Origin of the sequence: Chryseobacterium hagamense (assembly GCF_007991455.1) — a bacterium.
GTDB classification, from domain to species: Bacteria; Bacteroidota; Bacteroidia; order Flavobacteriales; family Weeksellaceae; genus Chryseobacterium; species Chryseobacterium hagamense.
In genome coordinates this window covers 69,215-90,603 of sequence record NZ_BJYJ01000001.1, presented here as the reverse complement: position 1 = coordinate 90,603, position 21,389 = coordinate 69,215, and the positions used below count along the sequence as shown (strand labels likewise).

Annotated in this window: 18 protein-coding genes; 6 read left to right on the top strand and 12 right to left on the bottom strand. The window is 43.8% G+C overall.

The window, feature by feature from the left end; all coding sequences use genetic code 11:
* Positions 1-8: 8 nt before the first annotated feature.
* From CHA01nite_RS00335 to CHA01nite_RS00315, 5 genes are all read right to left on the bottom strand, one after another.
* A complete protein-coding gene (locus CHA01nite_RS00335; RefSeq protein WP_146939231.1) occupies positions 9-1,046 on the bottom strand; it encodes a hypothetical protein in 1,038 nt (345 codons plus the stop codon).
* The gene (locus CHA01nite_RS00330; RefSeq protein WP_146939230.1) at positions 1,039-1,842 is read right to left on the bottom strand and encodes a fimbrial biogenesis chaperone; all 804 of its coding nucleotides are present in this window, start codon (positions 1,840-1,842) and stop codon (positions 1,039-1,041) included. The genes CHA01nite_RS00335 and CHA01nite_RS00330 overlap by 8 nt, the downstream gene beginning before the upstream one ends.
* 92 nt (positions 1,843-1,934) lie before the next feature.
* Entirely contained in the window at positions 1,935-2,453 is a 519-nt protein-coding gene (locus tag CHA01nite_RS00325) for a hypothetical protein (RefSeq protein ID WP_146939229.1), read from the bottom strand.
* 744 nt (positions 2,454-3,197) lie between these two features.
* Positions 3,198-3,977, bottom strand: coding sequence for a helix-turn-helix domain-containing protein (locus CHA01nite_RS00320; RefSeq protein ID WP_170234658.1), 780 nt, complete (start codon positions 3,975-3,977; stop codon positions 3,198-3,200).
* Positions 3,978-4,289: 312 nt separating this feature from the next.
* Entirely contained in the window at positions 4,290-5,162 is an 873-nt protein-coding gene (locus CHA01nite_RS00315) for an AraC family transcriptional regulator (protein WP_146939227.1), read from the bottom strand.
* 156 nt (positions 5,163-5,318) lie between these two features.
* Between CHA01nite_RS00315 and CHA01nite_RS00310 the strand changes: the two genes are divergently transcribed.
* Positions 5,319-5,915, top strand: a complete 597-nt coding sequence (locus CHA01nite_RS00310; RefSeq protein WP_146939226.1) for a hypothetical protein — start codon at positions 5,319-5,321, stop codon at positions 5,913-5,915.
* A gap of 382 nt (positions 5,916-6,297) precedes the next feature.
* Here CHA01nite_RS00310 and pgl read toward each other — a convergent pair whose 3' ends face one another.
* Genes pgl through gnd form a run of 3 tightly spaced genes read right to left on the bottom strand, consistent with a single transcriptional unit; the run spans position 6,298 to position 9,949 of the window.
* Positions 6,298-7,008 (bottom strand): 6-phosphogluconolactonase, encoded by a 711-nt coding sequence (gene pgl, locus CHA01nite_RS00305; protein ID WP_146939225.1) that lies wholly within the window; start codon positions 7,006-7,008, stop codon positions 6,298-6,300.
* Positions 7,009-7,032: 24 nt separating this feature from the next.
* Entirely contained in the window at positions 7,033-8,514 is a 1,482-nt protein-coding gene (gene zwf, locus CHA01nite_RS00300) for a glucose-6-phosphate dehydrogenase (protein WP_146939224.1), read from the bottom strand.
* A gap of 16 nt (positions 8,515-8,530) precedes the next feature.
* The gene (gene gnd / locus CHA01nite_RS00295) at positions 8,531-9,949 is read right to left on the bottom strand and encodes an NADP-dependent phosphogluconate dehydrogenase (protein WP_146939223.1); all 1,419 of its coding nucleotides are present in this window, start codon (positions 9,947-9,949) and stop codon (positions 8,531-8,533) included.
* 398 nt (positions 9,950-10,347) lie between these two features.
* Here gnd and CHA01nite_RS00290 point away from each other — a divergent pair, with 398 nt between their 5' ends.
* The 3 genes from CHA01nite_RS00290 (at position 10,348) to CHA01nite_RS20410 (ending at position 11,457) form a co-directional block, all read left to right on the top strand.
* Positions 10,348-10,962, top strand: coding sequence for a DNA-3-methyladenine glycosylase (locus CHA01nite_RS00290; protein ID WP_146939222.1), 615 nt, complete (start codon positions 10,348-10,350; stop codon positions 10,960-10,962).
* Positions 10,963-11,141: 179 nt separating this feature from the next.
* Entirely contained in the window at positions 11,142-11,285 is a 144-nt protein-coding gene (locus CHA01nite_RS20415) for a bacteriocin-like protein (protein ID WP_170234657.1), read from the top strand.
* Positions 11,286-11,310: 25 nt separating this feature from the next.
* Complete coding sequence (locus CHA01nite_RS20410; protein WP_170234656.1) at positions 11,311-11,457, top strand: bacteriocin-like protein; 147 nt, start codon at positions 11,311-11,313, stop codon at positions 11,455-11,457.
* A gap of 381 nt (positions 11,458-11,838) precedes the next feature.
* Here the strand turns inward: CHA01nite_RS20410 and CHA01nite_RS00285 are convergent, their stop codons facing one another.
* The 3 genes from CHA01nite_RS00285 to CHA01nite_RS00275 are packed head-to-tail and all read right to left on the bottom strand — an operon-like array spanning position 11,839 to position 16,737.
* Positions 11,839-13,983 (bottom strand): DEAD/DEAH box helicase, encoded by a 2,145-nt coding sequence (locus CHA01nite_RS00285; RefSeq protein WP_146939221.1) that lies wholly within the window; start codon positions 13,981-13,983, stop codon positions 11,839-11,841.
* Positions 13,980-15,296 carry an ATP-binding protein gene (locus CHA01nite_RS00280; protein WP_146939220.1) on the bottom strand — a complete coding sequence of 439 codons (1,317 nt, stop codon included), beginning with the start codon at positions 15,294-15,296 and terminating at the stop codon, positions 13,980-13,982. Before CHA01nite_RS00280 ends, CHA01nite_RS00285 begins: the two co-directional genes overlap by 4 nt.
* On the bottom strand, positions 15,286-16,737 hold the full coding sequence (locus CHA01nite_RS00275; protein ID WP_146939219.1) for a tellurite resistance TerB C-terminal domain-containing protein: 1,452 nt from the start codon (positions 16,735-16,737) through the stop codon (positions 15,286-15,288). Before CHA01nite_RS00275 ends, CHA01nite_RS00280 begins: the two co-directional genes overlap by 11 nt.
* A 509-nt stretch (positions 16,738-17,246) precedes the next feature.
* Here CHA01nite_RS00275 and CHA01nite_RS00270 point away from each other — a divergent pair.
* Complete coding sequence (locus CHA01nite_RS00270; RefSeq protein ID WP_146939218.1) at positions 17,247-18,020, top strand: helix-turn-helix domain-containing protein; 774 nt, start codon at positions 17,247-17,249, stop codon at positions 18,018-18,020.
* 22 nt (positions 18,021-18,042) lie between these two features.
* Entirely contained in the window at positions 18,043-19,203 is a 1,161-nt protein-coding gene (locus CHA01nite_RS00265; protein ID WP_146939217.1) for an FAD-dependent oxidoreductase, read from the top strand.
* Between the two features lie 750 nt (positions 19,204-19,953).
* Here CHA01nite_RS00265 and CHA01nite_RS00260 read toward each other — a convergent pair.
* Positions 19,954-21,285, bottom strand: a complete 1,332-nt coding sequence (locus tag CHA01nite_RS00260) for a Gfo/Idh/MocA family protein (protein ID WP_146939216.1) — start codon at positions 21,283-21,285, stop codon at positions 19,954-19,956.
* Positions 21,286-21,389 lie beyond the last annotated feature (104 nt).

Below are 21,389 nucleotides of genomic sequence, written 5' to 3'. Positions count from 1 at the left end.
ACGGATAATTACTGTGGGATGATCTCAAACTGCAATGTCGTGGAATAGTCGGCCGCTTTGGCACTGACAAACCGCTGGTCATTGGCATTGGTGGAATAATTGATGTCGAAATAAACGTTGGAACCCTGGGTATAGGATCCTCTCGCTACAAGCTGCGATAAGGAACTTAGAGAGATGGGATATACGGTGGCATTATTTCCGTTAACAGGAACCAATGCAAATTTTACCGCGTCCAGAGGTAGCGTATTACCGGCAGCCGAATTAAAGGTATTCTGGAGGGATCTCATTTTTATCTGATAATTCGTATTGCTGCGGACGGTGAGGGCACTTGCATAGGAAGCACTTACCCCGTTGTTATAGTCAGTCGTGCTGTTGAACTCCAGCAATCCGTTCATCGCAGCTGCTGAAAACTTCAAAGACATTTCAGGGCTGTCCGGAGGAGTTCCGGAAAGCAGGCCGATCTGGAACTGGAATAGATGATCCATCCTCCCGATAACGTTATTATAGCGGTCATAAGCGGTAAACTGTATGGGCGCTGAAAAGGTAGTCCACGCCGGATAGTTGCCTAGATAGGAGCCTCCCGCCAGCGTAACGCTGTATTTGAGCTGAAGGTTATAATAATAGCCGAAAAACAGGATAGGAAGATTATAGAGAGCTGCATTGGACTGAGGAACCAGAAATACCTCCTGCCCTTCCTGCATGATCACATTCAGCGGCATACCGATCTGTGAAATGGTAGGAACTCCGTTGGGGCTGGCATTTCCGGAAGCCGATACGGGACTGAAGGAGATCTTATTGGCCGGCAGGGTATAATTTCCGTCGGCAGAAGTTGCCGGTTGCTTCAGCCTTGCCGATAATCTCCAGTACGGAACATTCAGATAGCCGTTTCCTGAGAAATTTGCCGTGTAGGCGTCCGGAGCGGTATTCCCGCCGTACGAACTGATGGACAGATAACCATTGGTCCACGAATTATAGGATACCTGGCCCGGACTATAGATCCACCATAAAAGCAATACGATCAGTGAAAAATTTTTCTCATTAGTCATACGTAAAGTTTAATTCTCCTAATTCCAGATTATCCCGGTCTCCGTAATCAACAATAACTGAAGCGGTATATTTTCCTTTTTCGAGACCGGCAGGAAGCGGAATACCGATTTCCCTCTTATTTCCCGGCATGGTATAAAAAATAATATTTTCCAGGGTTGTCTTCTTACCATTCCGGGTGTTGACAAGATCCGTGGATATTTTACCGTCTGCCCAGACATCTCCAAGGTTAATGAAGCTCAGATCAAGCATTCCCTTTGATTTCCCATAAGATAAATCCTGGATCTCAAGTTTTTTGTTTTTTGCTGCAGGAAGCTTGTGAAAGATCTTGATTCCCGACCGGATGCTCACTTTAATGTTGGCACCCTTGCTGTCTATATCGTCTACCGGATTTATCTGGCTGACATATAAAACAGCAGTATGGGTTAAAAGTTTATCCGAAAGTGTTGCGGGAACGGTAAGCGTCACGTCAATATCTTTTTTCTGCCCCGGAGCAAGGGTAAAATAATTATCTTCCTTTTTTACAGAAATCCAGCCGGCGCACGAAGCAGGCAGGGTATTGGCTGCAGACATGATATTTTCGCCTTTTTCGTTATACTCCCAGTCACCGAGGCTTACGGCAAGGTCCAGGGAATTCTTGGAACTTACGTTGGTTACCGTTATCTTTTGGGTGCTGCTGCCTCCGGGTCCGGATTCGAAATAGACCCGTGGCGGAGATACGGAAATCCCGGTCTGAGCATCTAAATGACAAAAAATACAGCTTAATGAATAAAGAAGTATATAAAAGAGTTTTTTCATTACTAAGATTTAATACTAAAATACATAAAAAGTGTTACAAGTTAAGTTGTAACACCTTATATATTGTAATATTTCAGTAAGTTTTTTTCAGATTATTGAGGAGTAATAGTGTAGGTAAGCTCGACAGTGTATACCGACACGTTCTGGCCTGCCACATAATTATCCAGGTACGTATTTTGCGATGCTCCTTTATAATCCACACTGATTGTTCTATCTACTCCTCCTGTGGCAGAAGTTACCAATGTAGTTTCAGCACCAAGAGCTGAGAAAGGCGAATATTGCGCTCCGTTTACAGGATTGGTTCCGGCACTGGCTTTTACCTGAATCGTATTGGCCTGAATGCTTTTCGATCCGTTCTGTAAAGCAGAATTTCCGCTTTTAACTTTTACCTGGAATCCTCCGGTACTGTAAACGGTTAAATGATCTGCATTTTGGGAGGTAACTCCGTCTGCATAATCTTGTTTTGTGTTATAGTCTAAATTTACCGTTTTCTGAGCCGTGTTGACAACGAGGGTCTGAATAGGTTTTAATCTAACGTTTAAAGTAGCCGTCTGAGCATTTAAGGAAGCTAGACCGCCAAGGGTAAGAGCGGTAAAAATGAATTTTTTCATGAGGGGGATGATGTTTTTATTATTAGTTAATTGAAATTGTTCTAAATTCTGTTGCAAATTTAAAGACATCATCAAAACACCCATTTGTAAAAAAATGCGCAAAATTTGCAAATATGGTTTTTGGAAAAAATATGAAAATTTTATTGCATTTAAGATAAAAAAGCAAAAAGTAGAATTAAATAATTAATTATAATTACAAATTTCATAACTATATTAATATTATATTAACAATAAATTAATCTTAGCCAACCATTTAACTAATAAAAAGTGGTTTTTTTCACATTTACAATATAATTTACAGCGTGCTTTTTGTTAAAAAATTTATTGAGAAATTAGAGTTAATATAATATCTGCTGAATTTAGGGATTGATCTGCATATATCTCGCGGGAGGTTCTGTTCGTATGATAGTCGATGGCAAAATCTTTATGAGCGGCCCCTTTATTGCTGTTGATCACTTTAAGATTTCCGGCATCACTGGTTCTTCGGTCTACATTAATTTCAAAACCCGTTGTACTGGATACCGTAAAATATTTCTGATCCGCCTTATTTGCAGATTTAGGACCCTCTCCTACAGAAATTATCTGAACAGGATAAAGATTTATCCTGAGATGAACAACGTCTGTCTGTCCTGATATTCTTAAAAAAGCAAACAGCAAAATACCTAATAAAAAAAATCTGCCCCCCATAGCAATTTATTTTTTCACCAATCGGCTACATAAGTAAATATACAATATTTTTCTTATTTATTTCATCTCTGAAGGATTTTTTCCGGTATGCTTTTTGACGAAATTGCTGAAGTTTCCTTCATCGCTGAAACCCAGATCGAAAGAAATTTCCGAAATGGTAGAATTGGTGAAAGCCAGGGTTTTCTTGAACTCGGTAATTACTTTTTCAATAATAATATTCTTCGCCGTTTTGCCCAAAACGTACTCTGTCATCTCCGTTAGTTTCCTGGATGTGATATTAAGTTCACCTGCATAATGGGATACTTTTTTTTCTTTTTTATAATCCCGCTGAAGAAGGACCTTGAAACGATTGACGTAATGAAGATAATCGAACTTCACATCTTTTTTGATTTCCTCATTCGGAATATACAGAAAAGCATCCAGAATCAGTCTTTCAATAGCATTATGCGCAGCAGAGACATAAAGGTTTTCATCTTTCTGCCGGAAAGCTTCCATTCTTTCCATGAAAATAACGCGCATATGCTCGGTATTCGAGAAAGGCGCAATAAAAAAATCGGTATGGTAATTAAAGAACAGCTGGGAATGTAAAAAGAGACTGTCCCTGGAAGATCTTTCATAAAAGCCGGAGGAAAAGGAAATAGACAAGATATGGGCTGCGCTGCCCTTTCCGAACACGATCTGTTTCTGAGGACCCAGAAAGGCAATATGCCCGGCCCTTATCGAGTAGGGGATGTTTTCTACTTCAACTTTAATATTTTCCAGGAAGATATAAATACAATAGTATTCAAGGGTACTGAATTGGCGGTTATTGTTATTCCTTTCGATCAGATGATCCATACGGTTCAAACTGACGCCTAAATTTTTTAGCTGATCTGTTATAATATACATAGTACAACAATAATAAAATTTTCACATATTTGTTTTATAAAATCTTTATTTTAATTATCAAAATATCAACAAATAGATTCTTTTAATATAAGTGAAAATTCCCTGTAATATACATCAAACACTCTGCAAGAACAGGGCCGGGCTGTTTAAAAGGAATTCATCAATACCATTTTTTTCCTGCTTTCCGATGGTTATCCTTAAGCTGTTCTTTCACATTATTTTATTAATATAAAAGAAACTCTCAACTTTTAACGGGGCCCGCTACTCTATCAAATAATTGAATTCTTTTCTGTATTGTGAAGGGCTCTTTTTAACGTATTCCTTAAATGTTTTATTGAAATAGCTGAAGTTATTAAAGCCCGACTCGAAACAGACTTCCGTAATGCTTAAAGGCTGTTCCGCCAATAATTTCAGGGCATGGGTGATCCGGTATTCATTGACGAAATGGGTAAAGGTCTTATTGGTAATCTTCTTAAAATACCTGCAGAAAGAGGGAACTTTCATATTTGCCAGGTCTGCCACCTCTTCCAGTGTTATCTGTTCCCTGAAATGGTCCTTTACATGATTGAAGATAACATTAATCCGGTCATTATCCTCTACCTGGGTCTGCAGGTAGTACTTTCCGGCATTCAGGATCCGGTAATCCTGGGTGGCGGCCAGGTCTTCGAGGATTTCCAGGAAGCAGATCAGCTTTCTGAACGATACGGCTTCATGCATCGCGGCAATTTTCCCGCCCGTTTCTTTTTTTATTTTTTCCCCGAACACGATCCCGGCCTTGGATTTTTCAAGAAGGCCGGCGATTTTCTGCATCTCCGGTGTTTCCCAGATGGGCCCGCCTAAAAAATCAGGCTTGAACTGCAAGACCATCTCATAATCGTTATTGGTATTTTCATTGGTCATCCCGCAATGCGGAAGGTTACTGCCGATGAGCACGAGATCGCCGTCGGAAAAATATGAGATGTTGCTGCCGATCTGCCTTTTTCCCGAACCTTTACAAACGAAAATAAGCTCAATCTCAGGATGATAATGCCAGACATGAGACTTCAGGTTTTCATTTCTAAGGAATTTAAGACTTGTAAAACTGCTCCCGATATCAGGCTTTACCGCTTCGAATGCCGGATGTGTATGTTTCATATATTATTGTTTACCTATGCAAAATTAACAATTAATATTTAATTAACATTCAGCCTATGTTAAAATAGCACATATATATGAAAATTGTATTGTAGAATAAACGTATAACCTGATGTAGATTTGCAGTATAAATTATTGGTAACAAAACTTATCTTTATGACTACATTATTAAAATCCGGTTTTCTTGCAGGTTTCTTATTGGTTTCCTCAAGCATGATGAGTAAAGACAAAGACTTTTCTATTTCGGTAGGAAATGTAACGGCGAAAACAGTGAACTTCGAAATCGCCAACGCAAAAAATGTTTCCCTTTTTGTATACAATGATATCGACGGTGAACTTTTTTCTGAGAAACTGGATGCAGACAACCCCGTAATGAAGTCGTACAACCTTCAGGATCTTGCTTCCGGAACATATTATCTGGTAGCAGAATCCGATACAAAGGTAGAGAAATACAAAATCAGCATCAACAGGCTGAACGGAATGGAAGTGGAAAAGACGCCGGTAAGCTCAGTCAGCAAACCTGAATATACCGTTTCCGGAAACAGAGTGAAACTTCACCTGGCAGATGTAAAAAATACAGTCAATGTTTCAGTATATGATTTTGCCAACAACATGTTTTACAGTGCCAATAAAAATGCTGAGAACGGTGAGCTGGACATGACTTTCGATCTGGATCCCAAAACCTCATCCAATTACATCATCAGGGTAGAAGAAAACGGAAATGTTTTCAACAAGATCATTCCCCTGAAATAATCCCGAATATATTTCACATATATACTATTTTATATAGACTTTCCGGGTCATACCGGATAAAATTTTACGTACAGTTATTTTTTTGAGGCATTTCTTTTTTGTAATCACGAAAAAAGGGGTGCCTCATTTTTTTGATTTAAGATTTAAAGTTTAAAGTTCGATTTTATCTCTGCCACTTCGAGTGTTTTTTAGCACAGCGGAGAAAGATCCATCGGAAATTCTGACTAAAAACCAGGATTTATCTTTTGTCAATTTCTGATATCCTTCCGTCCTATGATAAATCCTTTCGCTACCCAATACTTTACAACAGCTTTCATATAAAAATCTAAAAAAGCATCGCCGGTCGGCGATGCTTTTTATTTATTTTATGTTTCAGATTGTATTATCCTTTCGCTTTTTCATCGGTGAAGAACATGAATCCTTCTTTTGGCCGGATCAGCTGCAGCGGGTAAAGCTGAGGATTGTATTTTCCGTTCACCACTTCATTCAGCGCATGCTTTTTCGATTCCCCGAAGGCTACCACCAGAATGTTTTCGGCTTTGTTGATGACCGGCGCCGTCAGGGTAATCCTGAACATTTCCTGAGGTCTGAGGTAATAGGCATCCACCCATTTTTCCTTTTCTTCCAGAACTTTTTCTCCCGGAAATAAAGACGCGGTGTGGCCGTCATCTCCCATTCCCAAAAGAATAAAATCAAAAACGCCTTCCTCACCCAGTATCTTTCTGATCTGCTTTTCATACTCTTTTGCATACTCTTCAGGCTCTGTTCCTTCTTTATACATCGGGAAAATCTGGTCGCCGTTCACGGGAACCCTGTGCAGGAGGGTTTCAAAGGTCATTTTAGCATTGCTTTTTTCATCATTCAAAGGCACCCAGCGTTCATCGACCCAGAAAAAGAAGACCTTGCCCCACTCAACTTTCTGCGAATATTCCGCCGTAGCCAGCAGGCTGAAAATCGCTTTCGGGGACGATCCTCCGCTTAATGCGACAGTAAAACGGCCCTTTTCGGCAATCGATTCTCCGGCTAATTCTACGAAGGTATCGGCCGCTTTTTTATATAAGGTATCTAAATCGTTAAATACGGTAATCTCCATTTCTCTTCAATTAAATCATTAAACTTACACCCAGTTGTGTCCCTGTCTTTCAACCAGGCTGATGCTGTCTTTAGGTCCCCAGGTTCCGGCCTCGTAATTCGGAAAAAATACGTCCTTGCTGTTTTCCCAGGCTTCCTGTATGGTCTTTACCACATCCCATGCTTCTTCCACCTGATCGGAACGCATGAACAGCGTAAGGTCGCCCATCAGCGCATCCAGCAATAAGGTTTCGTAAGCTTCCGGTGTATCTTCCTGGCAGGCAAAATTATCAAAAATCATTTCAACGGGTTTCAGCACCAGGGATAATCCCGGCTTTTTCGTCATAAACTGCAGTCTGATATCCATCAAAGGCTGGATATTGATAATCAACCGGTTGGCCGACAACTGCTGTTCGCTGTCCGAAAACGTAGAATGCGGAAGCGGCTTGAACTGGATGGTAATGTAAGAATGCTTTTCTTTCATTCTTTTCCCGGTACGCACGTAAAAAGGAACCCCCTGCCATCTTTCGTTATCCAGGTAAAATTTTACAGCGGCAAATGTTTCCGTATTGGAGTTCGGCGCAATGTCTTCTTCCTGGCGGTAGCCTTTTACTTCCACTCCGTTTACAGTTCCTTTTCCGTATTGTCCTCTTACGGCATAATGGTCCACCTTATCCGGGGTAATCCGCCGGATGGATTTCAGGACGTCCACCTTACGGTCCCTGATTTCTCCTGCTTCCAGGGAAACCGGTGGTTCCATCGCCACCATACAGAGGATCTGCAGCAGGTGGTTCTGGATCATATCCCGTAATGCTCCGGTCTGCTCGTAGAAGCTTCCCCTGGTTTCCACGCCCACTTCTTCTGCAACCGTGATCTGTACCGATTCGATGTGTTTGTAATCCCATAGGGGTTCGAAAATAGAATTCCCGAATCTGAAAGCCAGAATATTCTGTACCGTTTCTTTACCCAGATAATGGTCGATGCGGTAAATCTGCTCTTCCTCAAAAGTTTCTGCCAGAAGACTGTTGAGCTCAATCGCCGACTGCTTATCATGCCCGAAAGGTTTTTCGATAATAATGCGGTCCTTTTCAGGATCCGAAGCCAGTGATGAACTTTTGATATGGTTGGAAATCGTAGCTACGAAATTCGGTCCGATGGACAGGTAGAAAAGCCTGTTTCCCCGCATTCCGTAGATCTCATCCAGGCTGTTGAGCTTTTTCTGCAGGCTCTGGTAGGAGCTTTCCTGGTCAAGCTGATGCTGGAAATAGGTAATGTGTGCCTGAAAACCCGCCCATTCCTGCGATGTTACTTTCTTTCTTGAGAAATTTTCAAGGTTTTCCCTGATATAGCTTTTGAAACTTTCATCGGTATTTTCCGATCTTCCTAAAGCTACAATATTGAAGCCTTTGGGCATTCTTCCGTCAATATATAAATTATAAAATGCAGGAAAAAGCTTTCTTTTGGCCAGGTCTCCCGTAGCACCGAAGATAATGATGGTCGTCGGCTGCAATTTTTTATTGTCGTTCATTTTTTTTACCTGAATTTTAATTGTTTGCGCTTTCCCAGGAAGTGTGGAAGATTCCTTCCCGGTCGGTTCTCTGATAGGTATGCGCCCCGAAGTAATCGCGTTGTGCCTGAATCAGGTTTACCGGAAGGGATTCTGTAGTGTAGGCATCAAAATACCCTAAAGCAGTCTGAAGTCCGAGGCTTGAAATCCCGTTGGAAACAGCATAAGCTGCCGTATTCCTTAAAGCTTTGATTTTTGATTTTACGATCCCGGATATTTCTCCGTCCAGCAGGATGTTGCCTAAACGGTCATTTTTAGTATAAGCCGAATAGAATTTCTCCAGCAATAACGAACGGATGATACATCCGCCTCTCCAGATTTTTACCACATCCTTCACAGGAATATCGAAACGGTACTCTTCAGAGGCTTTTACCAGAAGGGCAAGTCCTTGCGCATAGCTGATGAGGGTAGCCAGATATAAGGCATCACCGACTTCCTTAATGAACAATGTTTTATCTTCAGGAGCCGTGATTTCCTTTTCCGTATATAATCGGGAAGCCATAATCCTTTCGTCTTTATAGGCCGATAAAATTCGTGAAGTAACGGCAATATCGATGGTCGGAATAGAAACGCCGATTTCCATCGCCTGCTCGGAAGTCCATTTCCCGGTTCCTTTTGCGCCGGCTTTGTCCAGGATATGATCCACCAGGTAGCCGTCTGCCAGAGAATCTTTCTGATGGAAGATATCTCTCGTGATTTCGATCAGGAAAGAATTCATTTCCCCGTTGTTCAAGTCTCTGAAAACTTCATAAAGCTCGTTATTAGTAAGGCCGGCTCCTTTTTTTAAAAGATCATATGCTTCACTGATGAGTTGCATGATGGCATATTCGATTCCGTTATGGACCATTTTCACATAGTTTCCGGCGGAGCTTTTCCCCATATAGGCCGTACAGGCTTCACCGTCCACTTTGGCAGCGATCGATTCCAGCATCGGTTTCAGCAGGTTGAAAGCTTCCCGGTCACCGCCCGGCATGATGCTCGGTCCTTTTCGCGCCCCTTTTTCACCTCCGGAAACGCCCATACCCATAAAATGCAGGTTTCTGGCAGCCAGATCGGCAATGCGCCTTTCGGTATCCCTGAAGTAGGAATTTCCTGCATCAACCACAATATCCCCTTCGCTCAGGAGCGGCGTCATATTTTCCAGGACGGCATCCACCGGCTTTCCGGCAGGAACCATTAAAATAATTTTTCTTGGAGTTTCCAGTGCGGCAACGAAATCCTCAAGGGAACCGATTCCTTTAAGTTGCATTTCAGAAGTTGCCCCTTCATGCAGTTCGCGCACTTTTTCCGTATCAAGATCGAATCCTGCGATTGAAAAACCGTTCTCTGCAATGTTGTACAGCAGATTTCTTCCCATCACTCCGAGCCCGATCATCCCGTAATTATATCTTTCCATTTTATCCTTATTTATATGAATTCTATTATACGGAGTATAAAATTACGCAAATGCTGTTTAGTAAAAAAATAAATTGGATTAAAAATTATGGGCCATGGAGGTTTAAGACTCATTTACAGGAGGATATATTATTTTCACTGATCACCTTATCATAATTTACAAAGCGGAAAAATCCATTGTTTCAGGGAACTTTTCCATCGGGTTATCGTAGATTGATAATAGGTTGTGATGCCACTCACGGTACGGCAATATTTTTTTTAATACCTTTAATAGAGCAATTCCTATATTGTATAACAGCAATTGGTACTCAGCCTTATTTAAGAGGCTTGTACTCGATCATCTCCTGTAGATTACGCTGGCAGACAGATATTAAAATTATTTTCAAAAATTGAACAAAAATGAAACGGAAACTGAAGTCTTCCTATTACCGGAGCCCCGATGTTGAATTTCTTGCCAAAGATTTGCTGGGTAAAATCCTGTATACCTGTAAAGACGGACAGGTTACCGCAGGCCTTATTACCGAAACGGAAGCTTACTTCGGCGACGAGGACAAAGCTTCCCATGCTTTCGGCAACCGCCGGACGGCAAGAACTGAAATTATGTACGGCCCCGGAGGTTTTGCCTATGTTTATTTATGCTATGGCATCCATTACCTCCTGAATGTGGTGGTTTCCGGCAGTGATGACCCGAAGTGTGTCCTGATCAGAGCTATTGAACCCTATTCCGGACAGGAAATCATGGAAGAACGCAGAAAAATGCCGGTTACCCATACAGCGGTCTCTTCCGGTCCGGGATCCCTTTCAAAAGCGTTAGGCATTGATGTTTCGTTCAACAGAAAAGATCTGACTGAAGATGAGATCTGGATCGAAGATATCGGGAAGCGGTATGCCGCGGATGAAATTGCCGCTGTCCCGCGGGTCGGGATTGCTTATGCCCAGGAACATGCCCATCTGCCGTTGAGGTTTTATTTAAAAGACAACAGATTCGTCAGTAAAAAATTGAAATCGACCTGAAATTATGTTAAATTTTTCTGGAAATGATCTCCTTTAAAAGTAAGGGAATGCCCCTGTTCATAGGCTTCAGGATGCCTGTTACCTTACTGTTTTCCTGATGATTATAAAATATATCCCGGAAGAGTGTACTTCAATTGCCGGAAATTGTTTAACTTCGGAAAGAACCAAATCTTATGTTTATGGAAAATTTAAAAAAAGTCAACAGACAGGCCATGAAGGCCATTACAGGAGGGATTACCTGCCCGGGAGGACAGTTATGTTTTATCAACGGTAAATGGCAATGCAGGCCATACGACGGATGCGGCGGCGGAAACCAGCCTTAATTATGTTTAACCCAAATTCTTTGTTATGAAAAATTATAAAAAAATTTCAAGAGACCAGCTGAAGGGAATCAACGGCGGTGCATTAAGCTGTTCGGAAGAATGCTGCCCGCCTGAAGGGATCAAAAGATGCCCCTGGGTCTACTGCATTATCGCTTGCCCGGTAACCAGTTAGCATCCCGCTTTAAGTACATTAAAATCCTGCAGAAGTATCGATTCTGCAGGATTTTTTTCGATAAAATATCTTACGCCCCGGATTTTCACAATGATCGTGCTGAAGAATTCACTGAAAACTTCCGGCATCCGGCACCCCTCTTCCAGCCTGTTTTCCATCAGCCGAAAAAGCGCTCTCCGATTATTAAAGTTGATAGTTTACAGTTAATTGGGATTGACAACTCAGGTTGTAAGGGCTCATAAGAGATAAAACTCCTCCGGAGTTCATGTTTTGCGGAATTCTGATAATTCCTACACAGATTTTCTCCTCCGGATCAAATTCAACGACTGATTAATCAATTAGCAGGTATAAACTTCCGGCATCCGGCATCCCTCTTCCAGCCTATTCGCCGATATTATGAACCCATTTTATCTTTTCCAGGAACCTGAAACAGGCGTCAAAATCATAATATTTGGTTTTCAGGATTTCAGCCTGGAATTTCAGAGGCAGGTACGGCCCCCATTTGGACAGTTTGATCAGCGCAGGATTCTTTTTCAAAGCCTCGCATAAAGCCTCATTAATCTGATCTTCCGTAAGCCGGATGGCTGCGAGACGGGTAAACGGCTCCTGTTCCGGTGGCCTGCAGATCAATGCGGACGAGTGATCGTCATAGACATATTCTGCACCGGCCAGGTCGAGCAGAAAACCGATCGTTTTATTGATCCTGCTTCCGGCGAACGAATAAAATTTGGTATACCCATTACCAAATAGCAAGGGCCTTTCCTCCTTCAGATTTGTAATCGGGAATACCGAAAATTCTTTACGCATTTCTTTCAGGATCCGTTTAGCTTCCTCGTCCAAAAAATCATATTCCCCATCCGAATACAGGATCTCCAACATCTTTTCCCTGATGCGGTGGACGGTGTCGGCGGCATCCCCGAAAAACAGAGGCTTTTTTCCGTCTTTAGCCGGAATCACTTCAATTCTGGAAGTTTCATAATCAACATATTTAATCTTCCAGATTTTTGCCGAGAGATACACGTTCTCATCTTCCCTGATCTGAGGACTCAGAGGCAGTTCGCCAATTTTTACTCCCTGGCTGGATACTTTGAAGAAAACAGGCGTCTGGAAAAAGCTGTAAAAATCTTTATTATTAACCACTTTTTCACCTTCTACGCCGATAATATACTCGTGGCCTAATTTTTCAAGAAAACCGATTTCCTGTAGATGATTCACGATCTCTTTTGCCTCCCCTTCGCTGATGAGGCTGAAGGTAGGGTTTTCATTGATTTTAGCTAAAAGTTCATGAAGGTATAATCCCGAGCTTCCTTTGATAACGGAAAGGATCTGATGCAGCAGAACATCGTAAGGCTTTTCGATGACCTCGACAGGCTCGATGTACTGCTCCGAATAAAGCAGCCAGCAGGCAAGAGACTGCAAAAGGCTCCACCGGTCGGTTGAATACAGATAAAGATTACTGGCCCTGCCTTCCCTTCTGCCGCTTCTTCCGACCCGCTGGATTAAGGAAGCGATGCTGTTGGTGGCGTCAATCTGCACCACCTCATCCACATTCCCGATATCGATCCCGAGTTCCAGCGTTGAGGTGCAGGAAATGCAGAAATTCTGCAGGCCGGCATTCTTTGCAAAAAATTCCACATATTCTCTTACTTCCTTGTCGACGGACGAATGATGGGAAAAGTAATTCTGATGCCCGCCGACCTTTTCCGAAAGCCTCTTAAGCTTTACCGCCACTTCTTCCACCCTGCCTCTTGCATTGGGAAACACAAGGGCTTTGGAATCACGGGTTCTTACGTAAAGATCTTTCAGTAAGCCGATCGGCAGCTCCTGCGTATCGCTGTGGAAATACCTGAAAACGGCATTGATGGGTTTGGGCGTATGGTCGCGGATGATCTTTGTATTTTCAGTATTGCCTAAAAATCCTTTAAGCTCAACATAAAGATTTACATCGCTTACCGTCGCCGACAGTCCTACAATGCTGAAACGGTCATGATTAATCTGCTGAAGCCTGCTGAGCAGTGATTTCAGATGCATGCCACGGTCCGAGCCGAGAAAAGAATGGATTTCGTCGATGACCACATACTCAAGGGACGCGAAAAGATGGCTGACGTGGTACGGCTTATTCACAAACATCGCCTCGAGAGACTCCGGCGTGATCAGGACAATCCCTTCCGGATTTTTCAGAAGCTGGTCTTTTTTTCCTTTCGATGCTTCGCCGTGCCATTTGGTTACCCTGACGTCCAGATGTTCACAGAGTTTTTCTACCCTTGCAAACTGATCGTTGATCAGTGCAATCAGCGGTGAAATGTATAAAACCTTCACGCCTTCTTCCCGGAAATTCACTTTGGAAAGAATGGGAAGAAAGGCCGCTTCCGTTTTACCGGAAGCGGTTCTGGAAATAAGGACGTAGTTGAGATCCGTATTCAGGATGCGCGGAATGGAAGCTTCCTGTATTTTTCTCAGGCTTTCCCACTTTTGTTCCCGGATGTACTTCCTGATGGGTTCCGACAATAAATCGTAGGCACTCATATCTCTTCAATACTATCGAGAATGGCAAGATCATTGGGCCTTTCGTCTGAAATTTCAATTTCCCCGAAAAGGCGTGCTTTATCCACTTCAGGATTCTGGCGGATGATGTTCAGGATGTTCAGGAAATCGCGGATCACTTCCCGTGGCGTCAGGAACTCCGAAGCGCCGGGCTTGTTGAACATTTCTTCCATGAATGCGGAAATCTCATCATCGGTGATGCTGAGGTCGGTTTTATAATTAAAATCAAAAATTAATTTCAGCTTTTTCAGCAGAACAAAAATTTCATTGTGGTCCAGCGGCTGTAATTTGATGACGGGCTGGGCATAATCCCGGATCCCCTGGCTTTCGAATTTATTGCTTTCCAGTCTTGATTTCAGGGCCTGGTAGCTGAAAAGCCCTCGCCTTTCGTTTTCAAGAAACTCTTTGGTGCCGGCAAAATTGATGAACAGGTTCGCTACTTTACCCTGGAAACAGTCGTTGTAGATCGACAGGATTTTTTCATAATTTTTCTCGCGGGCGGCGGAAGTGGATATTTTATACAGGTTGATGGCCTCATCCAGGTTGATCATAAAACCGCTGTAGCCCATATTCACAAACAGCTTACAGAAGTTTTTCAACATGTCATAATAATTGCCGTCATTGATGATCTCGCGGATGCCCAGATCCTGCCTCGCTTCAGTTTTGGTGGTGTATTCGCCTTTCAGCCACTTCAGCGCGTTTCTCCGTAACAATTCGTCATGATTGATGAAGCCTTCGTAATATTTTACGATGACAAAACCGAAATCGAAGCCGCCGGTTTCTGTGATTTCATTGACGGTTTTCATGATGGCATTCCCGATCAGGGTTCTGTACTGGTCGTTCCGGATATCCATCAACGATATCTTGTTTTCCTCGGCAGTTTTACTGATCACCTGCTCGATCCATTTTTCCAGAAGAACGGGCAGTGCGCCGCCTTCAGGTTTGGTCTGTATCGCAATGTTATCCATAATGGCCGAATACAGGATGACGCTCTTGCCGTCGTTGGCATACAGCCGGTTATCAGGCGTAAAATCGGCATTGGCCACGACAAATTTCTGTTTCATCGCAACAGTATTCAGCAGGTGAAGCATAAAAGACTTGCCGCTCCCAAAATCACCGATCCAGAACTTGGCAATGCTGTGCCCCTGTTTCACTTCTTCCAGAGCAGAGATGGCCGCCTGTACTTCTTCGGAACGGCCGACGGCAATGTGTTGCACCCCTATTTTGGGAACTACGCCTCCGGTGAGCGAATTGATGATGGAAGTGGCTTCTTTCGGTTTGATATTATTGATCATTGTTTAAAAGTTTTTTATAGTATTCGGGGTTGATGGTTAAATAATCATCTTCTTCTTCAATCAGGACATCATCCAGCATATCATAAAGCCGGTCGTTGACGGATTCAATGGCGGCATTCATAAAAAGCTGGCGCGACCTCATATAGTCTTCAAGATCGGATTTCAGGACCGTGAGGCTGTTTTTTTCGAAATACGTCAAAAGATCCGTCTGGGCGTCATTCAGGCCGGGTTCCGGCAGGTATTTCTGAATTCCGGCAGCATCTCCGGTATCGACTACTTCAAATTGAATATCGGCTGTATTTTCCGTAGCGTACAGTTCCGGTGATCCGGTAGGTTCTTCCTCATCGGCCAGCAGGTCACCCAGAATCTGCGAGGTCTGCGAATCCAGCTGCTGTACAAGGTCGATGGCATTCCGGTCAATCATAATTTTTTTCCGCTTCGGCAGATATACGGTATCCAGTTTTTTTGTTGCGGTTGCCAAATCCCGGGTCAGGACAAATTCATTCACGATCCCTTCAAACTCCGCTAACTGTTCCGGTGTGGAAAACAGGTTTTTCCGGATGCTCCTGGTGAGATGTTTACGGTCGGATCTTTTGCTTTGAAGGTCTTTATCAAGGTAATGCAGGTACAGCCTCAGGGCAGCATTCCGGTCGTGGGCACTGATGAATTTTGACGCTTCCAGGTAGATATCGTCCAGAGAAGGATTTTTTACATTCACTTCGGCCAGCCTCCCGATCTCTCTTTCGAAGGCAATGGCATTGGTGTAATCTGAAGTGATAATGGCAAATTTATCTTTCCACCGGTTCGTATGGGTTTCATTCAGGATCAGATTGGTCCTGTAGTCGGCATCCAGGATCAGATGCCGGTGCCGGCTGAGAAATGATTCCACCGGCAGAATGATTTTCTTATGAAACCGGCCTGTGATTTCGGGATGGGTATATTTAAAATCGGTATTGATTTTCCTTTTAATGCCATAATAATCCCTGACGCTGTTTTCGCATAATTTCAGAATGTGGTTAAAGATCTCGGATCTGATGGAATCAATGGTGTACTGATAATTCAGGCTGTCTTTACGGTAGTTGTATTCCAGGACAATAATGATTTCCGAAACCTCATCAATCACTGTGGGATAGGTTTTATTGACGGGAATGCAGTTTCTTTCCAGATATTCGGCCGTCCGCAGAAACTGTCTGATGATCTGGATCCGGCAATAATCGATCTCATTAAACACATTGGTGCTGAAACTTAATTTGTTCACCAGTTCCGTCTGCTTCCCGTCCAGTCCGAGTTTTTTCCTGAATTTTTCACCGGCACTCTGAAAAGGCATTACGGTATCCTTTTCCTGTGCTGCCTTATAAGGTATCGGGATCTCAGCGGCACCGGAAACATCAATAATAAAATCTGACGGATCCTCATTTACCGGGTTCATCTCTCTTTCCATGATTATTTATGTTATCGCATCGATGTTAAACACATTTAACTGCAAGATGCTTATCAACCATTATTCAGTTATCAATAGACTAAGATATAAAAATTCATCGTAGATTGAATTAAAAAATTCAGTTTTGAATTGTATCTGGGAAGTGAATGATGGTTTAGGAAAGAAATGGTGTTTTAGGAAAGGAATGGCGAATTTTGCATTGCAGGTGAGCACGAAGACCACAGAGTTTTTTAATACATTCTGCTTCAAGTCTCACAAAGCCGTTTCACTTGGAAGAGCACACCGGGCTATCGCATACAGATAGTATTGCAAAACGCAGGGCCGCGAAAGGTTTTCAATGCTTTATGTTGTAAGGAAAGAAGATTTTATCTCTGATAAAATTGTGTATCTTTTAGTATTAAGCAATTATCCAACCTTTCCGCCAGACTTTACTGTCCCGGATCTTTATCAACGACCTTGAAAAATAAAAATCAGTAATTTAGCCTTACCAAACTGTACATTTATCATTCATGCAAAACGGAAATCCTTTGAACAGGCAGCCGACCATCGATTTTAAGCTCATCCAACCCGAGGATTCCCTCAGGGATTTTATCTATTGCTTTTCGTCGATGCGTAATTTCTCCGGTATTCAGCAGGCGGTGGTAATTCCCAACGGGAGGATTGATCTGATCTTTTCAAAAACGGAAGACGGCCGGATCAGGGTTGCACTCCTGGGATTGGAAACCATGCCCAAATATCCGGACCACGAATTTTCACACTTCTGCTCGGTCAGTTTCAATCCGCTGGCTACGGAATATGTTTTCGGATTTCCGGTAGCCGGAATGATCAATAACGGAATGCGGATGCCGGATGATTTCTGGGGTTTCGAACCGGACGACCTGAATGATTTTGAGGAATTCTGCCGGAAGATGTCCGGGAAAATAAAATCACTCCTGCCTGAAAAAGTGGATGTACGGAAATGGAAATTATTCGAGCTGGTTTTTGCATCAAACGGTGAAATTCCCATCGCCGAACTCGCAGAAAAAATTTCCTGGAGCCCGCGGCAGATCAACCGGTATTTCAACACCCGGTTCGGCCTTCCGCTGAAAAGCTATTGCAAGATCCTCCGCTTCCAGGCTTCCCTTTCACACATCAAAGACGGAAACCTGTATCCGCAGCTTAATTTTACCGACCAGTCCCATTTCATCAAGGAAATCACCAGACTTTCGGGCGTCTCGCCCAAAGAACTCCACAAAAATGAAAACGGCCGATTTTTACAATTTTTAGTCTATGGCGAAAACTAACTTTGGGGTCTAAATTTAAAATATGATCTTAAAGAATAAAAAAACAGCCATCATCGGCGGCGGTCCCGGCGGACTGACCCTGGCCAAGCTTTTACAGATGGAAGGCGCAGATGTTACCGTTTACGAAAGGGATTCCGACCGTACCGCAAGGGTACAGGGTTCCCCACTCGACCTGCATGAAAATTCGGGACTGGCTGCGATACGCAAAGCCGGACTGCTGGAAGTTTTTAAGGAGAATTATATGCCGGGTGCCGACCGGACCACCATTACCGACCCGCAGGCAAAAATAGTTTTCAGTGACCATGACGCCGGTAAGAATGAGGATTTCGGAGCTGAATATTTCCGTCCTGAAATCGACCGCGGGACGTTACGGAATATTTTACTGGACTCCCTGCAACCCGGGACCGTAGCCTGGGACAGCCATTTCCTCTCCATGGAACCACAGGGGGAAGGCTGGCTGATGCACTTCAGAGACCGTCCTTCAATCTACGCCGACCTGGTGATCGGTGCAGACGGAGCCCGTTCTAAAATCCGGCCGTACATCACGGATATCAAAGCCTTTTATTCAGGCATCACCATGCTGGAAGGCGATATTCCTGATGCTGAAACACGGGTTCCGGAGATCAGCGGATTGCTGCGCGGCGGCAAATTAATGGCCTTCGGAAATGGGAAAAACATTCTCATGGGACAGAAAGCGGATGGGGAGATCGGTTTTTATGCCAGCTTTAAAACCGGGGAACATTGGATCACGGAAAGCGGGCTTAATTTTTCGGACCGCCAACAGGTATTGGAATGGTTTAAAGACGAATACACCGGATGGACTGAAACCTGGTACCCTCTGTTTGAAAGCACTTCCCTGCCGTTTATTCCGAGACCGATTTACTGTATGCCCCTTGACCAGGACTGGCAAACGCTTCCCAATGCCACCCTCATCGGCGATGCAGCCCACGTGATGCCCCCGTTTGCAGGAGAAGGCGTCAATATGGCCATGCGGGATGCCCTGGAACTGAGTGAAAATCTTACTGCTGACACCCATCTTTCCCTGCAGGAAACCATCGCATCTTATGAAAAAAGCATGCGGAAAAGAGCTTCCGGAGCGGCAAAGGAATCGCTGGAAAACGGTGAAACGATGCACAGCGAAAATGCTTTAGCAGTCATGACTCAATTTTTCAGCGGAACGTAAAAGATGCAGGTGCTCATGCAGATTTTGAAGATTCCACAGCTTGTCTGATCAAAAAGCAATATTCATCAGGCATCTGACCCAGATGAAACGCTAGATTTAAGTTTTCAGGAGGCTGAGGCTCTCGAAGCCCGTATATTTTAGAACACATAAGAATAAAAATCAAAGATTTTTATGTCCGTGATTAAATGAAGGCTATTCCGGTGGCTGAATGGAGTCGAAGTCACGCCCCGGTTGCTGATATTTAACCACAAAAGTAGCAAAAGATACTTATGCTGCATCAAAGTTTAATAACCTCGCGCTGAAACAGCGCACAAAAGCTTTTTAAAAACCTCGAAGAGATTCGTGAATTCCTTTGATAATTTAAATAACAGATGAGACAAATCAAGATTTTCATACTTTGTAATCAGATGACGGCTGTTCCGGTGGCTGAACGAGCCGAAGCCATCCCACATTTGTGAAAATCTGTAATTTCCTTAATTATCCACGCGTAATCTTTCCATGCGGATCTCTAATACTATGCTGAGATCAGTACGGAATGACCAACAGGACTTTAAAGTTTTGCTTAAATTAAAATATAAAAACAAAGGCACAGATTCTATCTGTGCCTTTGTTTTAAAATAATCTTTTCATTTTCAGACGGGTAATTATAACTGTAGTTTAAAAAATTTAGTGATGACAGGGCTAACAAACTTCCCTCATCCAACATCCAGCTTCCGGCATCCCTTTTCCAGCTTATACCGGAATCCTCCGTCACATCTCCGGTTCCTGCCCTTTCCAGGTATTGGTGGCAGCAATACCGTTGATCTTCACGGGTTTCCCTTCCCTGGCCGACTGGTAAATGGCTTCCATGATGATATGGTCCTGAAGGCCTTCCTCGCCCGGGGTAAACGGTTTCTTATTGTTCAGGATGCAGTCTGAGAAATGGTCCATTTCTGCGGCAAACTGGTTGTTCTCGGCAAGACCGATTTCTTCGGTACGCTTCATCAGGCCGTCTGCCTTTGAGGTGGTGAGTTTCTGGCCTTTGTAGGCGTAGGCCTGATCGATGTTCATCCATCCGGTTTTACAGTTCACCCGGTAGCGCCGGCTTTCATGGACATCGTAATCGGTGGCGCAGTTGGCAATGACACCGCTGGGAAAACGCATCTGCCAGCTCACCAGTTCCTCGATTTCTTTAAACAGGGGATTTCCGGGGGTGCTGTACTGATAGGCAAACACCTCTACCGGCTCTTCGCCGAGAACAAACCGGGTCGTGTTCAGGCAGTACAGGCCGATGTCCGGCAGCGCTCCTCCGCCGGCCAATGCTTTCTTGTGCCGCCAATGGTTGACGTTGGCGGTACTCTGCGAGTTATGGGCTTCCACGAATTTGGCCACCCCGAATTCTTTTTTCTGAATCATTTCCCGCAGCTTGCGGTTGTGCGGCTGGTAATGGATCCGGTAGGCCACCATCAGCTTGACACCTGCCTTACTGCATGCGGACAGCATGTCCCTGCATTCCGCGGCGGTATTTGCCATGGGCTTTTCGCATAAGATGTGCTTGCCGGCCTGTGCCCCGCGGATCACATATTCTTTATGGAGCCCGTTCGGCAGGACGATGTAAATAACGTCCACTTCTTTGTTGTTTTTGATCTGGTCATAGGTCTGATAGCTGTAGCAGTTTTCCGGAGCAATACCGTACTGTGCGGCTACTTTTTTCAGCTTTTCAGGACTGCCGCTGACCAGTGCCGTCAGCTTCGATTTTTTACAGTTGCTGAGTGCCGGCAGGATTTCTTCCAGCGCAAGATGGCCCAGTCCGACCACGGCATAACCTATTCTCCGGGATGGAGGAAGCGGCGTGGGTGTCGGGGCCGACTGCTGATCGGCATCGGATTTCCATGGTTCGAGCACGATCGGTTCTTCCACGTCGGCCGGGATTTCAGCCGGCGGGGAAAGGGCGACTTTCCGGTCCTGGCCATACGCGTTGTTTGAAATAACGGCACCCAAAGCGAAGGTGCCGGCGGCCCCGGCCAGCGATTTGCCGGTAAGGTTCAGAAATTCTTTACGGGAAAGACGGGATTTTACAGGTGGGTGATCAGAGGATTCCATAAGATTTATTTTTGTGATTGGTTTGATATTGAAAGGAAAAAGATTGGTTATTTCCGGCCTCTCGGGCCTTTCTCAGAAATTCAATAAAAATGCCAATATCATTT

Excerpts from the sequence above, each read along its gene's own strand:
- CHA01nite_RS00260 (WP_146939216.1), bottom strand. The coding sequence starts at position 21,285 with ATGGAATCCTCTGATCACCCACCTGTAAAATCCCGTCTTTCCCGTAAA.
- CHA01nite_RS00335 (WP_146939231.1), bottom strand. The coding sequence starts at position 1,046 with ATGACTAATGAGAAAAATTTTTCACTGATCGTATTGCTTTTATGGTGG.
- CHA01nite_RS00285 (WP_146939221.1), bottom strand. The coding sequence starts at position 13,983 with ATGAGTGCCTACGATTTATTGTCGGAACCCATCAGGAAGTACATCCGG.
- CHA01nite_RS00290 (WP_146939222.1), top strand. The coding sequence starts at position 10,348 with ATGAAACGGAAACTGAAGTCTTCCTATTACCGGAGCCCCGATGTTGAA.
- pgl (WP_146939225.1), bottom strand. The coding sequence starts at position 7,008 with ATGGAGATTACCGTATTTAACGATTTAGATACCTTATATAAAAAAGCG.
- CHA01nite_RS00270 (WP_146939218.1), top strand. The coding sequence starts at position 17,247 with ATGCAAAACGGAAATCCTTTGAACAGGCAGCCGACCATCGATTTTAAG.
- CHA01nite_RS20415 (WP_170234657.1), top strand. The coding sequence starts at position 11,142 with ATGGAAAATTTAAAAAAAGTCAACAGACAGGCCATGAAGGCCATTACA.
- CHA01nite_RS00320 (WP_170234658.1), bottom strand. The coding sequence starts at position 3,977 with ATGGATCATCTGATCGAAAGGAATAACAATAACCGCCAATTCAGTACC.
- gnd (WP_146939223.1), bottom strand. The coding sequence starts at position 9,949 with ATGGAAAGATATAATTACGGGATGATCGGGCTCGGAGTGATGGGAAGA.
- CHA01nite_RS00310 (WP_146939226.1), top strand. The coding sequence starts at position 5,319 with ATGACTACATTATTAAAATCCGGTTTTCTTGCAGGTTTCTTATTGGTT.
- CHA01nite_RS00325 (WP_146939229.1), bottom strand. The coding sequence starts at position 2,453 with ATGAAAAAATTCATTTTTACCGCTCTTACCCTTGGCGGTCTAGCTTCC.
- CHA01nite_RS20410 (WP_170234656.1), top strand. The coding sequence starts at position 11,311 with ATGAAAAATTATAAAAAAATTTCAAGAGACCAGCTGAAGGGAATCAAC.
- CHA01nite_RS00280 (WP_146939220.1), bottom strand. The coding sequence starts at position 15,296 with ATGATCAATAATATCAAACCGAAAGAAGCCACTTCCATCATCAATTCG.
- CHA01nite_RS00275 (WP_146939219.1), bottom strand. The coding sequence starts at position 16,737 with ATGGAAAGAGAGATGAACCCGGTAAATGAGGATCCGTCAGATTTTATT.
- zwf (WP_146939224.1), bottom strand. The coding sequence starts at position 8,514 with ATGAACGACAATAAAAAATTGCAGCCGACGACCATCATTATCTTCGGT.
- CHA01nite_RS00315 (WP_146939227.1), bottom strand. The coding sequence starts at position 5,162 with ATGAAACATACACATCCGGCATTCGAAGCGGTAAAGCCTGATATCGGG.
- CHA01nite_RS00265 (WP_146939217.1), top strand. The coding sequence starts at position 18,043 with ATGATCTTAAAGAATAAAAAAACAGCCATCATCGGCGGCGGTCCCGGC.
- CHA01nite_RS00330 (WP_146939230.1), bottom strand. The coding sequence starts at position 1,842 with ATGAAAAAACTCTTTTATATACTTCTTTATTCATTAAGCTGTATTTTT.